The sequence below is a fragment of the Candidatus Methanoperedens sp. genome (genome assembly GCA_027460525.1).
Lineage (GTDB): Archaea > Halobacteriota > Methanosarcinia > Methanosarcinales > Methanoperedenaceae > Methanoperedens.
Genome location: JAPZAS010000020.1, coordinates 1 through 13,280, shown reverse-complemented (window position 1 = coordinate 13,280; position 13,280 = coordinate 1). Strand labels below are relative to the sequence as shown.

At 44.3% G+C, this 13,280-nt stretch carries 16 protein-coding genes, 1 tRNA gene and 1 pseudogene; 6 read left to right on the top strand and 12 right to left on the bottom strand.

Annotated elements, in window-relative coordinates; all coding sequences use genetic code 11:
• The first annotated feature begins 418 nt into the window (after positions 1-418).
• The gene (locus O8C68_07495) at positions 419-2,434 is read left to right on the top strand and encodes a vitamin B12-dependent ribonucleotide reductase (protein MCZ7395644.1); all 2,016 of its coding nucleotides are present in this window, start codon (positions 419-421) and stop codon (positions 2,432-2,434) included.
• A gap of 64 nt (positions 2,435-2,498) precedes the next feature.
• On the opposite strand, the gene O8C68_07490 is transcribed toward O8C68_07495, so the two are convergent.
• From O8C68_07490 to O8C68_07470, 5 genes are all read right to left on the bottom strand, one after another.
• Complete coding sequence (locus O8C68_07490; protein MCZ7395643.1) at positions 2,499-2,852, bottom strand: HEPN domain-containing protein; 354 nt, start codon at positions 2,850-2,852, stop codon at positions 2,499-2,501.
• A complete protein-coding gene (locus tag O8C68_07485; protein ID MCZ7395642.1) occupies positions 2,830-3,177 on the bottom strand; it encodes a nucleotidyltransferase domain-containing protein in 348 nt (115 codons plus the stop codon). The genes O8C68_07490 and O8C68_07485 overlap by 23 nt, the downstream gene beginning before the upstream one ends.
• Before the next feature lie 124 nt (positions 3,178-3,301).
• Positions 3,302-3,817: a DUF84 family protein gene (locus O8C68_07480; protein MCZ7395641.1), complete on the bottom strand. Its 516-nt coding sequence runs from the start codon at positions 3,815-3,817 to the stop codon at positions 3,302-3,304.
• A gap of 12 nt (positions 3,818-3,829) precedes the next feature.
• A complete protein-coding gene (locus O8C68_07475; GenBank protein ID MCZ7395640.1) occupies positions 3,830-4,351 on the bottom strand; it encodes a hypothetical protein in 522 nt (173 codons plus the stop codon).
• A gap of 60 nt (positions 4,352-4,411) precedes the next feature.
• A complete protein-coding gene (locus tag O8C68_07470) occupies positions 4,412-4,555 on the bottom strand; it encodes a hypothetical protein (protein MCZ7395639.1) in 144 nt (47 codons plus the stop codon).
• Between the two features lie 244 nt (positions 4,556-4,799).
• Between O8C68_07470 and O8C68_07465 the strand changes: the two genes are divergently transcribed.
• Positions 4,800-6,932, top strand: a complete 2,133-nt coding sequence (locus O8C68_07465) for a tetratricopeptide repeat protein (GenBank protein ID MCZ7395638.1) — start codon at positions 4,800-4,802, stop codon at positions 6,930-6,932.
• Between the two features lie 41 nt (positions 6,933-6,973).
• Here O8C68_07465 and O8C68_07460 read toward each other — a convergent pair whose 3' ends face one another.
• Positions 6,974-7,180 carry a hypothetical protein gene (locus O8C68_07460; GenBank protein MCZ7395637.1) on the bottom strand — a complete coding sequence of 69 codons (207 nt, stop codon included), beginning with the start codon at positions 7,178-7,180 and terminating at the stop codon, positions 6,974-6,976.
• Positions 7,181-7,210: 30 nt separating this feature from the next.
• Between O8C68_07460 and O8C68_07455 the strand changes: the two genes are divergently transcribed.
• The gene (locus tag O8C68_07455) at positions 7,211-7,432 is read left to right on the top strand and encodes a type II toxin-antitoxin system HicB family antitoxin (GenBank protein ID MCZ7395636.1); all 222 of its coding nucleotides are present in this window, start codon (positions 7,211-7,213) and stop codon (positions 7,430-7,432) included.
• 24 nt (positions 7,433-7,456) lie between these two features.
• On the opposite strand, the gene O8C68_07450 is transcribed toward O8C68_07455, so the two are convergent.
• The 5 genes and pseudogenes from O8C68_07450 to O8C68_07430 form a co-directional block, all read right to left on the bottom strand.
• On the bottom strand, positions 7,457-8,284 hold the full coding sequence (locus tag O8C68_07450; protein ID MCZ7395635.1) for a 4Fe-4S binding protein: 828 nt from the start codon (positions 8,282-8,284) through the stop codon (positions 7,457-7,459).
• A gap of 35 nt (positions 8,285-8,319) precedes the next feature.
• Entirely contained in the window at positions 8,320-8,760 is a 441-nt protein-coding gene (locus O8C68_07445) for a flavodoxin domain-containing protein (protein MCZ7395634.1), read from the bottom strand.
• 10 nt (positions 8,761-8,770) lie between these two features.
• Positions 8,771-9,265, bottom strand: coding sequence for a rubrerythrin family protein (locus O8C68_07440; protein MCZ7395633.1), 495 nt, complete (start codon positions 9,263-9,265; stop codon positions 8,771-8,773).
• A gap of 464 nt (positions 9,266-9,729) precedes the next feature.
• Positions 9,730-11,022: pseudogene (gene purD, locus O8C68_07435) on the bottom strand (phosphoribosylamine--glycine ligase).
• Between the two features lie 43 nt (positions 11,023-11,065).
• Entirely contained in the window at positions 11,066-11,632 is a 567-nt protein-coding gene (locus O8C68_07430; GenBank protein ID MCZ7395632.1) for a TATA-box-binding protein, read from the bottom strand.
• A 153-nt stretch (positions 11,633-11,785) separates the two neighbouring features.
• Here O8C68_07430 and O8C68_07425 point away from each other — a divergent pair, with 153 nt between their 5' ends.
• The 3 genes from O8C68_07425 (at position 11,786) to O8C68_07415 (ending at position 12,924) form a co-directional block, all read left to right on the top strand.
• A complete protein-coding gene (locus tag O8C68_07425; protein ID MCZ7395631.1) occupies positions 11,786-12,373 on the top strand; it encodes a 50S ribosomal protein L15e in 588 nt (195 codons plus the stop codon).
• On the top strand, positions 12,370-12,789 hold the full coding sequence (locus O8C68_07420; GenBank protein MCZ7395630.1) for an exosome subunit: 420 nt from the start codon (positions 12,370-12,372) through the stop codon (positions 12,787-12,789). The genes O8C68_07425 and O8C68_07420 overlap by 4 nt, the downstream gene beginning before the upstream one ends.
• A gap of 59 nt (positions 12,790-12,848) precedes the next feature.
• Positions 12,849-12,924: transfer RNA gene (locus O8C68_07415), tRNA-His, on the top strand.
• Positions 12,925-12,970: 46 nt separating this feature from the next.
• On the opposite strand, the gene O8C68_07410 is transcribed toward O8C68_07415, so the two are convergent.
• A partial coding sequence (locus O8C68_07410) for a TGS domain-containing protein (GenBank protein ID MCZ7395629.1) occupies positions 12,971-13,280 on the bottom strand: 310 nt, incomplete at its 5' end.

Genomic DNA, 13,280 nt, shown 5'->3' with positions numbered 1-13,280 from the left:
ACTTATGCCCAGATTTTTAAAACTTTCCATATTATTTTTTTGAAAAAGCGTGATGCTGTTTCTTATTAACCTCTTTAATTTATATTAGAACAATTAAGAGCTATAAGCACAACTTTATAAAAGTCTAGATTAATTTACTGCTTAATAGTTATTAACCGCTGATAATGGTGGACGCCCTTTTATACCTTTGCCTGTTTTGGTTGAAAGTCTGAGAATTTATCCTCTTGTAAAAAACGCTCGCCAGGCGAAGACGAACCTTTCAGAGCCGCTGGCTCAAACGCTCAAACCAAAGTTTTTAATATACAGCGTTATAAATTATCATGCATATAATTGAAGCATGGGAACAGCCGAAAAATAACGGTCAATACAGGGGGCTAATACCACGATACAAAAAATCCGCAAAAGAGACGGAAGAATAGTGGAATTTGATGAGTCAAAGATAGCAACTGCTGTCTTTAAAGCTTTTATAGCCACAAAAAGCAAGGACGGGAAGAGAGCAGAGGATATAGCAAACCAGGTCGTGGGAATTATCGAGCAAAGAATCCCCGGAATTCCTGGCGTTGAAGATGTTCAGGATGCCGTGGAGGAAGCATTGATAAAAAATGGATATGCAGGAGTTGCCAAGGCTTACATCCTCTACAGGGAGAAGCGCGCCCAGATAAGAAAAGCCAAAGGATTTTTCGGCGTAAAGGATGATGAATTGAAGTTAAGCGTTAATGCTGTGCGGGTGCTTGAGAGGCGCTACCTCTTAAAGGATGAACACGGGAACGTAATAGAGACGCCTGCGCAGCTTTTCAGGCGCATCGCAAAAGCCATCGCTCTTGACCCTGAATCCGAGGAAGAATTTCTCAGCATGCTTGTAAACCTCGAATTCCTCCCAAATACGCCCACGCTTATGAACGCAGGCACTGACCTTGGTCAACTATCCGCATGCTTTGTGATTCCTGTTGAGGATTCACTTGTGGGCATTTTCGATGCCGTAAAGCACATGGCGATAATCCAGCAATCAGGCGGGGGCACGGGTTTCTCGTTTTCACGCCTACGCCCAAAAGGAGATATAGTAAGATCCACGAAAGGCGTAGCTTCAGGTCCTGTTACTTTCATGCGGGTGTTCGATACCACCACGGATGTGATAAAACAGGGGGGCAAACGCAGAGGGGCGAACATGGGGATACTCAGGGCTGACCATCCTGATATTATAGAGTTCATAACCTCGAAAACAAGAGAAGGCTTCCTTACGAATTTCAATATCTCCGTGGCTGTGGATGACAAGTTCATGAAAGCCGTGCTCGAGGACGGGGAGTATGAATTGATAAATCCTCGCAACAGGGAGGTTGTGAAGAAAGTAAGAGCGCGTGAGATATGGAATCTCATCATCACAATGGCTTGGAGGACAGGCGACCCTGGGGTGGTTTTTATCGACGAGATCAACAGGCATAATCCGACGCCGCAGGTTGGCGAGATAGAGAGCACTAACCCTTGCGGCGAACTCCCTTTATTGCCATACGAGTCATGCAATCTCGGCTCAATCAATCTTGCAAAAATGGTAACTGTTGGCTCAATTGACTGGGAAAAGATTGCAAAAACAATAAATACTGGCGTGAAATTCCTTGATAATATAATAGATGTAAATAAATATCCCATTGGTGAAATTGAGGCAATTACAAAAGCTAACAGGAAAATAGGGCTTGGTGTGATGGGCTTCGCCGACATGCTTGTGCAGCTCGGCATACCGTACGATTCAGAGGATGCACTGAAAACGGGGGAAGAGATAATGAGTTTCATACAGGAAAAATCCCATGCAGCATCTGAACAATTGGCAAAGGGGCGCGGTGCATTCCCGAATTTCCCCGGGAGCATCTATAAAGATAAAAAACCTCTTCGAAACTCCACCGTGACAACGGTAGCGCCTACAGGAACTATAAGCATCATTGCAGGATGTTCAAGCGGCATCGAGCCATTGTTTGCGGTTTCTTTCGTGAGGAACGTTATGGAGGGAACGAAGCTGCTTGAGGTGAACCCTTATTTTGAGGCTGTAGCTAAGGAAAGAGGTTTTTACAGCGAGGAACTTATGATGAAAATCGCTAAAACCGGGACGCTTAAAGGCATAGAAGAGGTACCTCTGGATGTGAAGCGGGTTTTCGTCACGGCTTTTGATATAGCACCACAATGGCATATGAGGATGCAGGCTGTTTTCCAGAAATACACCGATAACGCTGTCTCAAAGACCATCAATTTCCCGCATGATGTTGATATCAAAGATGTAGAAAGGGCTTATATGCTTGCCTATGAATTAAAATGTAAGGGGATTACGGTTTACCGCTATGGCAGCAAGGCGCAGCAGGTATTATATCTCGGGGACGTAACTGACAGATACGTATCGGCGGATGCTGAATATGCAGGCGGGTGCCCGGCGCCGGTGTGCCCGGTGTGATGTTCATTGATATAGAGAGCAGCGAGCTTTACTCACTAATTATCTTCTTCGCCCAGTTGAAAACTCATTCTGCAATTTTAAGAGCCTCAAGGTATTCTCTTTCATCAACAGGCTCAAACTCCCCAGGATAGCGCGTACCGACTGCGTATGCGGTAAGTGAAACAGCTTCTTTGATTTCATCTGATACATCTAAACCGCTGTCCTCTATGAGTTCTATGAGATAAGCAATGGAATGAGTTTTTGGAAAAGGTACGCCCCTTTGGACAAGCAAAGCTTTGATGGATTTCTCAACAGCCTGTTCACAGTCAAAGCAGAGATCTTCATATAATACTTCCTCGGAAACTTTCCCTAATTTTGCTCGAAACAGATTGCTGTTGGCTCTTTTTAACCATTCCTCAACCAGAGATTGGCTTTTCATAGACCACTTTCCCATGACTTGAGATTTCTTTGTAGATCATGAAGGGATTGTCTTTTAACTCCTCAAAACGCTCAGGCGTTTCAACAATAACATCAATCGGCGCCCCGACACCGATTATAAAACTATAAATCCTTTGTGCAAGTTTTCTTCTGTGCTCTATCCCCTTTTTAATTATGCACAGGTCGTAATCACTATCTTTTTTATAATCTCCCCTTGCACGAGAGCCGAAAAGGATTATTTTATCAGGGTCTACGGATTTTATTATGATTTCTATCGCCTTTTTAAGGGGCTTTTCGATTCTCTTGCGAACTTCAGTATCTGGCATATGAATACTGTTAAATTTATTGAGTATTAAACTTATTCCAATCAAGATATAAGGCAGAACATATATTTTTATAGAATTGTGAATAACTTGTAACACAATTTATGAAATGCACATTGTTACAATATCAACCATAAAGCTCGGCATTCTCTATCTGCACTCTTGCCATCTCCACTGCAAGTTTGGTATAATCCTTCCGGTTTATTCTTCCTTTGGTCAGCCAGCCTATGATGCCTTCTTCGTACCCGATATCAGGTTTATCAGAGATTGGCATGAAAGCCTCTGAGATCGTTATCCCTTCCTCGACTACTCTTTTGGTGCACTTCGGCGGGTACTCAAAAGCAGGTCCAAGACCAAGATAAATCTTCGAACCATCATAAACGGCACAGCAGCAGAAGTTCATGTATCCGCTCTGTGTTTGCGGCACTTGCGCTATCCCGTCCTCTATACCCGCAGAGTATTCGCAATCCCTGAAAACCGATTTAGCCCTGAATATCGCGCCTTCGATTATCTCATCAAGGCTCAGGGGCTGTTCCCTCACGCCTGACCTCCCGGCTACGCCTTTGACCTGATAGGAAGGAAAGACCTCCTGCACGGCTTGTATCTTATTCGTGTTCAAAGAAGCAACGAAAATACGTTTCATAGATAATGTGGCTTAATTTTTCTTTTTTTCCTTAAAAAACTTGATGAAATACTTCCATCCTGTCTTGCAGAGAGGCTTCCTTTTTTCCGGGTCTTTTCTTACCCAGTCCATAAGGTAGAAGAACTGCGCCTTGTATTCATCCACGGTCTCCTCTACAATAAGCGGAGGATTCGGGACACCAAGTCCTCGAAGGTATTCGATGAAAAGCTCCTCTCCTTTGTGCTGGGCGATTCCGTCAACCTTCATTACCGTGAATTTATATCCCTCGTTTTTCAGCCACTCTGCAGTTCTGTCGTGGATGCAGCCCGAGCATATCTCTATCTCCTCATCCTTGGGGACTTTTAATCTGAAGAATCCCTGCTCAACTATGTTTCTGGCAGCGGCAAGATAGGTCTTCTTTTTAAATGTATCTAAGTTGAAATGCTCTATCGGGACTATGTCGTAATGAATCTCTTCAGTTTCCTTCCTCACAACTATGATACCCACGCCTCCGATTGGCGTGCCCCACCCCTGGTCATCTATCTGGATTGTCATGATATTTTGAGATTAATTGCGCTCTGCTATGAAAAAAGTTCCTGCCTGATCGAGCGATACTTACTTCCACTCATACATTTCGACGTGCGGGGTCTCGCAGCAAAGACAGCTTCCACATACCACATTGATGGTAAACTGTGGTGCGCCGCAGTCTTCGCATGGCGTGCATTCCTCACACCCTTTCTTACACTGCCGTGTGTCCATAGATATATGTAATTGATTATAGTAAAAATAACTTGCGGTCGAAAAAACTGATGAATCCACCGCAAAGGCGCAAAGAACGCAAAGCGTAGAAGTATATTATGAAAATTATAAATCTGCGGCGCTTCCGCAAACCCCGCGCAGCCGCCTGCCGCACCACCGCCCCGCCGGCGCGCGAGTGAGGGGGGTGGGGAGTTAGAGATGTGGTCACGAAATCATTATAATGTTTACAAGTAATTGAAGAAGTATGTCTAACGGAGTGGTATTCGTCGGGCGAGAAAAAGAAATTGAGGATTTCAGGTCAGCAGTCAATTCTTTAGAAGATGGTGGACGGGCAATGCTTGTGGTCGGCGCAGTGGGGTATGGCAAATCCACGTTACTGCGGGAATTTGAGCGGCGCTGTAATGAAGACGAAAAGATATTTGAAAAAGGGGAAGTAATCGTTATCAGAGATGAGTTCTCGCGCTCTGACGACCCTCTCTCTTTCTTATCAAGGGTTCAGGAAGCGTGGCTCAAAGAAGTCAATCCGAAATCTATGAAAATTATTGGCGGGGTGAAAAAATATAGAACATATCTGGAAGGGGCTATCGATGCAATAGCCACAGGCGCTTCGTTACTGTCACCAGCAGGTGCTCTTATAAGTTCAATGAAAATGGGATTGCCTTCAATGCCAAAGCTTCCCCAGAACATGGGTTTTTTACTTCAGGCGTTTGTTGCTGATCTGGCGGAATTCAAAAAAAACAATCCTGATAAAAGGCTCGTACTTCTTTTCGATGAATACCATAAAATTTCAAATGAAGATATTTTCAATGCGATGTTCGATGATATTATCGAGAATCTCCCAAAAACCAAAAATATCCTGCTTGTAATTGCATCGAGGGAAAAAATGGTTGAAGCTAGTGCTGAACCGCTTAAATTGTTCGAGGAATATGAAACTGCGTCATTTTTTAAAGAAAATCTTGCAATTGACGATAAGAAGTTGGTTACAAAAGCACAGAAACTTCTCAAGGGTCATCCATATAGTCTTGGATTGCTCCTGCGAATCTCAAAAGAAACAAATATCGAGGATGTGATAGAGGGACTTCCCGAAACGAAAGTGGATGATTATCTCCACAAGGAGTTCTTTGACCGTTTGCCTGAAAATGTGCAGAGATTCTTGCGAAAGGTATGCGTACTTCAGATACTCGATGAGAACATCTGCAAATTCGTAATAAGTTCTGATGATTTTGATGAAACTGCCTGTCACAATATATTGAATCAACTTCAAAAGCTGATGGTACTTGATGAGCTGGGCAAAGTAAAGACGTTAAGATTTTACAGGCTTCATGACCTTTTCAGGGACTTTTTGGTGTTGATGAATGAAACATCACTTCCAGGATTGCATCTGAAGGCTGCGGAATATTATAAGAATAAAATCGAAAAGGGAAGAGAAGCTAGAGGGATAGAAATAATGGATGTCAGATTTGCCCTTTATCACTTGCAGGAAAGTAAAGATGTAAATGCTTTTGTCGAAGTATTGAATGACCATCTCGAGGGCCTTCATATGCTTGGTTATGTGATTGAATCATTGAATTATTTCAATAAAATAAATTTTGAGAAAATATCTGATGCTAAAATAAAATCATTCGCTCTACACAATTATGCAATTAATTTATATTGTATAGGAAAGTATGACGAGGCGCTTGATAAATACAACCAGTCATTGGAGATTAAGAAAAAGCTCGGCGACCATAGCGGAATATCAGCTACACTCCATCAAATCGCAATGATTCACGAGACCAAAGGCGACTATGACGAGGCGCTTGATAAATACAACCAGTCATTGGAGATTAGTAAAAAACTCGGCGACCAGCGCAGAATAGCATATACACTTATCCATATCGCAAATATTCACGAACGCAAAGGGGAGTTTGATAAGGCGCTTGATAAATACAACCAGTCATTGGAGATTAAGAGAAAACTTGATGACCATAGAGGAATAGCATCTTCACTGCTTGGTATCGCAATAATTCACCAGAATAAAGGAGAGTACGATGAGGCAGTTGAGAAATACAACCAATCATTGGAGATTTATAAAAATCTTGGCCACCAGAGCGGAATAGCCTCTTCGCTTCACCAAATAGCTAATGTTCACTATCTCAAAAGGGAATATGACGAGGCGCTTAAGAAGTACAACCAGTCATTGAAGATTATGGAAAAACTCGGCGACCAGAACGGGATAGCATATACCACGGCACAGATGGGGTTACTCTATGCCAGTGCGGGCAACAAGAAAAATGCAATTGAATATACTCAAAAAGCTCTTGAGATATTTGAAAAAATAGGACTGGAAAACGAGGTCAAAAAAGCAAAAGCTCAGATAGAAAAAATACGTAAATAAGCATAATCAAGTGCAAATGATTACTACAAAAAAAGGAATCATCACTTCTCAATAATCGTCTCCTCGATCTTTATCCCGAAATGCCTCGCCGCCGCCTCAAAATACACCAGCACCTCATCCCCTTCCTTGAGCGCGGTCACAGCTATGGACTTCCCATCAGCGCCGACAAGCTTTATCGTCTCTACGTTCTGGAGCAAAGCCATTTCAAACTTATAAATAGATAATATCCCATCGATAAATTCATACACAAGTTCAACATACTATTATGAGACAGCATCATGAAGAAAGAATTCACCATAGTTATAGAGCAGGATGAAGACGGTATATACGTAGCATCCGTGCCCGAACTCGAAGGATGCCATACTCAGGCAAAAACCCTTGATGAATTAAGAGAAAGGATAAAGGAAGCGATATTGCTTTATTTAGAAGTCGAATCAGACCTCATTCAGGAAGTTCCTTTAAATTTCGTAGGCATCCAGAAGGTCGAAGTCGCAGTTTGAATGGATAAAATAACGCCTCTGCCTTCATCCTTTACTTCCATATTTCCTCACATGCTCCCAGGCTCTGTGATATTTTTCAAACCTTTTATCTTTTGAATATATGGACATATCCGTCCTTCCGAACAATTCCCTGTCCTTCCCTACGGGACAAACTTTGATACAGATACCGCAAGGAGACCTGTATTCGTTCCGAAGTTCCATGCTTCTTATCGCACAGAGCTTTTTATCCACTGGCGGAGGAAAATTTCCCTTTTTGGGTATAGCCCCTACAGGACAATTCTTCACACAGAGAAGACATCTTGTGCACAGGTCTTTGGTTTTTATCGGGTCGGGTTTTATTTTTGCAGTAGTGAATATCGATGTAAATCTGACCCTTGGCCCGTATTCAGGTGTTAAGAGAACATTATTTTGCCCGAAAGAACCCAAACCAGCCAGATATGCTGCATGCTTATGAGAAAAAAATGCAAATGGTCTTTCAATTAATATTTTTATGTCTCCATAGGCATCCCTTGGCAAATAAATGGAACTGAACCCTTTTTCATTCAGGAAATTCGCTATTTCACATGCTTTTGAGTCCAGCATCGAATTAACGGTTTTATAAAGCTCATGATAATATATGGAGGGCGCAGTTTCCACTATGGGCAGAGGCACGGGCAGCCCTATTACAATCACTGATTTTGCCTCAGGGTATATGGATTGCGGCCAGAATTCTTCCGGAATCCATGGCGAGAGGACATGAGGTAGCTCCTCAGGAGGAGCTGACCATCTTTCTACCGGCGCAAAACCGATAAGATGAACACCAATGCTCCTGCATTTTTTTAGTATCTCTTTTTTGAGCGTGTCAGGTTCCATATATTATCTTATACTAACCTGAAAAGCCAGAAATCTTAGTTTCCCTGCACATTTTTTAATCGTTTTGCGATTACCTTACCCAGTTCTTTGCAGGTCTCTATACCTTCTTCCTCAGGTATTCGTTTTATCCTCAGGTCAGGCTCAATCACATCCATGCCGTAGCCTTTTAGCATCCTGCTTATTACGCCTGCCGCCTCCCCGCTCCAGCCGTACGAACCAAAAGCTGCTCCCACTTTCCCCTTGAGAGGAAGCTTTCCCAGGCTTTCCACGTATTTGATAACTGTTGGCATGCCTGCCCCCTTATATGTCGGGGAGCCTATGGCTATGGCGTCTGCTTTCTCAACATCTGCCTGGGTAACCTCATCAACTTTCTTAATGGTAACTTCTAAACCCTGGCTCCTTGCCCCTTCCTCTATGGCTTTTGCCATTATGCCTGTGTTGCCAAACCCGGTGCCGTATATTATTGCCAGTTTCATAATAACACCTTCAATCTATCTTCCTGAACATCTCCTGAGGTGCATTGCAGATAGGGCACTTCTCTGGCGCGCTATTTTCCACGGTATTGCCGCAGATTGAGCAGACATAATACTCAACTTCCTTGTTCCTGCCGAGGCTATCGAGGGCGTTTTTATACAAGCCCGCATGGATTTTCTCCACCTTGTTTGCCACGTCAAAGCTGAGAATTGCTGCATCCGATGCTTTTTCTTTCTTAGCTGCCTCTATGAACTTCGGGTACATCTCCCTGAATTCTGCGGTCTCGCCTGCGATGGCGCTCCTGAGGTTATCGGTCGTGCTGCCAACGCCGCCCATCACCCTCAGGTGGTTCAGGGCATGAACTGTCTCGGCTGCGGCTGCTGCCCTGAAAAGCTTCGCAACCTGTCGGTAACCCTCTTGCTCTGCTTTCTCTGCGAAGGCAAGATATTTCCTGTTCGCCTGCGATTCTCCCGAAAAAGCTTCTTTCAAATTATCCTGGGTTGTCATGATTTTCTCTCCCTGAACTAATAATTCCCTGCTGTACTGATATTGTTTTCCCTCATGTAAATGCATTACCCGGGACTACCAACCAAATCCCATCAATATTTGTAAGAGTCAACTTCTTCTACTGGCTTTTTATCCTTTTTAAGAGGTTCATCCTTAACGTCAATATCATGGGGAATTGTTTCCTTTGTTTCCTGTACCCTGCCAACGTTCATAGCGATTTTACGAAGAGAATCCCCACTTTCTTTTGGCTGTGGTTTAGGTTTTGCACGCATCCTGGATTTTTTCAATTTATAACCAGCCGGAGGTAATTCGGATTTTAAAAGTCCAAGCTCCACTTTTCTTTTGCGAATCAACTCAAGTATCGGCTGCCTTGAGTTTTCAGACATGTTCGCAAGCATGCGCTCAAGCTTTGCAAGCACTGCATCTTTTTCAGGTAGTGTTGTTTTATTATTGTTTTCCATCGCCCTCAGTTCCTCCATATGCAGAATTCTTCTCCTTATTAGTCCATCAGTTCCTATATCACGCCTGCTGCGAAGAGCGCCTTTCAGAGCCAAAAGACCTGCATGTGCTTTTTTTTCCGCTTCTCTGATGGTATCCGCAATACCCAGAAGAGCTACAGCCCTGGAACCTGTGGTATATATTTTATTATCCTTTTCATATACGCTTGAATAAAAAAGAAGCGCATCCTTGACATCTGAGATTTCCACTACCGAATCCTTCACAGGATTATCAGGGTAGCCCTCAGGTACGGCATACTTGCACACAGTCGCACTCTTTTTAAACGTGACACTGATTTTATCCAGTGTTCCATTGACTATGCCCAGACACACGTCAAGAAAATCATTTTCAAGAAGAGGCAGGACGTTCATGGCTTCGGGGTCGCCAAACCGTGCATTGAACTCGATGACAGAGATGCCTTTAGCTGTCGCCATGAACTGACCATAAAGAATACCCTGGTAGGGCACGCCCGTTTCTTTCTTTATGCTCAGGATAGTGTCTCCCATTATTTTCTGAGCATCAAGATAATCGGATTCCTTCATGAATGGGAGTATCTCCTTTGCATCATTGTATGAACCCATCCCGCCCGTATTTGGTCCTTTATCCCCCTCTAATGCCCTCTTGTGATCCTGAACACAGGGTGCAAACGCAAGGGTGCTGCCGTCCACGAATGCCTGGACTGTGAATTCCTCGCCGATTAAGCGCTCTTCAATCACGAGGTCGCCGCTCTTCAGAACCTCTCTTGCATAATCCTTGGCGCCGCTTATGTCAAAATGGTCTCCCATGACCCGAACGCCTTTGCCGCCCGTGAGACCTGCAGGTTTTATTACAACGTCACCCAGTTCCTCTATGAATTCATCCGCACCGCTCTCACCCTTCCTGAACACACGGAACTGTGGGCATCCTGAAATCTGGTATTTCCTCATGAACATCCGCGTCCAGGCTTTATCAAATTCAATCTGAGCAGCCTGCTTTCTTGGTCCCACGACCGGTATTCCCGCACCCCAGAGCAAATCCGGAATACCTGCGGCAAGAGGAGCCTCGGGACCTATGACCGCAAGCTCGATTTCATTTTTTAACGCATAAGCTACGATTGATGGGTCTGTTTCCTTTACAAGCAAAAAGTCTTTGCACAATCGGGCTATTCCAGGATTTTTTTTCCCCATCACAGCGTAAAGCTGCGGGGTTTTCTTGCTTCGGGCGATTGCCTCTGCAATTGCATGCTCTCTGCCACCGCCTCCAACTAATAAGACTTTCATGCTCCATCCGGAATGTTTTCAGGAATAAAAAATTGCCAAAAAACTATAGCAAGCCCAGTCCGTCAAGTTCCTCTACAATCTTATCCACAGCGGCTTCTGCATCCTCAGGTTTCTTTCCACCAGTCACCACAAGTTTTCCGGAACCGAACAGCAGCATAACCACTTTTGGGCTGGCAAGCCTGTATACAAGACCAGGGAACTGCTCAGGTTCGTATTCAATGTTCTCAAGCCCGAGACCTATTGCGATAGCATTGAGGTTCAGCACCCTTCCCAGATCTGCGGACGCCACGATATTCTGTATCGTTATTTCTGGTTTCTTTGTGATATGGATGCCCATTGCCCTTAATTTTTCAAAGACCTTGGCAAGACCGATGCTTACATCCTCGATGCTCTTTGCCCCTGTACATACTATCTTGCCGCTTCCGAAAATAAGCGCAGCGGTTTTGGGGGATGCAGTCCTGTAAACCACGCCCGGGAACCTCTCCTTATTGTAGTCAGCACCTTCAAGAACACGTATAACTTCATTGAGGTCGAGTTTTGTTCCGATAGCAGTCGATGCAACAACGTTCTCTATTTTTATAGTTCCTTTTGGTTCTGTAGTACTTGCCATAATCATCGCGTTTATAAGGGTATTTAAGGCTTTATATACATTGGGGTAAGAAATCTTTAATTACAATGACATTGTCTAAGCCAAGAAGCGGCGGGAGAAGATCCCGCAGGGATGTGGCCTGAACAGGCTGAACCGTAAAACAAGGAGAACACAATGAAATCAATGTACGCATACGTCAGAGATGCATGGAAAAAACCTGAAGAATCAGGTGTTGACGAGCTAACGTGGGAAAGGCTTCAGGAGTGGCGGCGTGAGCCAGCGGTGACAAGAACGGAACACCCGACCAGACTTGACAGGGCACGAGCCTTGGGCTTTAAAGCAAAACAGGGGATTATAGTCGCGCGCGTAAGAGTCCGAAGAGGTGGACGGCGCAAATCAAGATGGCAGCGTGGAAGAAGGACAAAGCACATGGGTGTGAACAAGATAACCCCTGGAAAAAGCATACGGAGCATTGCAGAAGAGCGGGCGGCGAGAAGATACCCCAATATGCAGGTATTGAACAGCTACTGGGTGGGACAGGACGGGAGACACAAGTGGTACGAGACCATCCTGGTTGATACAAGCCATCCCGTAATCAGAAAGGATAAAAACCTGAAATGGATTACCAATACCAATCAGAAAGGGCGCGTTTTCAGAGGGAAGACAAGCTCTGGCAAGAAGGGCAGAGGTCAGAGGCGAAAAGGCAGGGGAACTGAAAAGACAAGACCAAGCCTGAGTTCGCACCAGAATAAAGGGAAATGAGTATACATAATATCTCATTTCGCACTATAGCTGCGGCAACTGAAAGTGAGGACAGGGTAAAGACTGCCCTGTCGCTTTTCCTTTTTGATAACGAAATAGAATCTATTAAGACTGAAGGGCATTACGGGAATCCGATTACCATACATCAGGCGCATATAAAAGGCAGAAGCTGCAAGCTGTTTATTGAACTTTTAAAATCAAAGCTCGGTGAGCATGATTTGAAACGATTGAAAAACGAAAGCTGCGAGAGAATAGATGAAGACTGTGTCCTTCATATCAGGTTTGACAAACAGGCAGCTTATAAGGGAATAGTGCATCTTGCCACAACTGCGGATACAATAGCCGCAGAGATAAAGCTCAAAGCGTATCCCGCCAGGCGCGAGAAAGCCGTGGTGGTTGCGCAGGAACTTTTCTAAACAAAACATTTATCCATTTCAGATACATTTACGGGGACACCCCCATCATAAATCACGGTGCCTGGGTGGGGTAGCTGGTTATCCTATGGGACTGTGGATCCTACGACTCGGGTTCGAATCCCGACCCGGGCCCCAAAAATTTTGTTTGGAGCCCTGCATATAGTGATTTACAAGCTCCCGATCACTTCACAGCCACAATCTTCACGATATCCCCGTTCTTTAACTCGTACTTCTCCCCGAGCCTCATCTTGGTACGCGCATCCACAGCATACAGGAATCCCTTGCCTATATCGGTATGCACCATAAAAGCAAGGTCTTTCGGGGTGCTTCCTTTCTTCAGCAGGAAGGCATCAGGGAGTATTCTACCCAGCTTATCAGTGAATTTAGTCTCATCCTCCACAGGATAAACCACGATAAGACCAAGCAGATTGAAAACCGTTTCATTGATGCACTTCTGGATTCCGGTGCCACCGTTTTTCTTCATCAGGGCA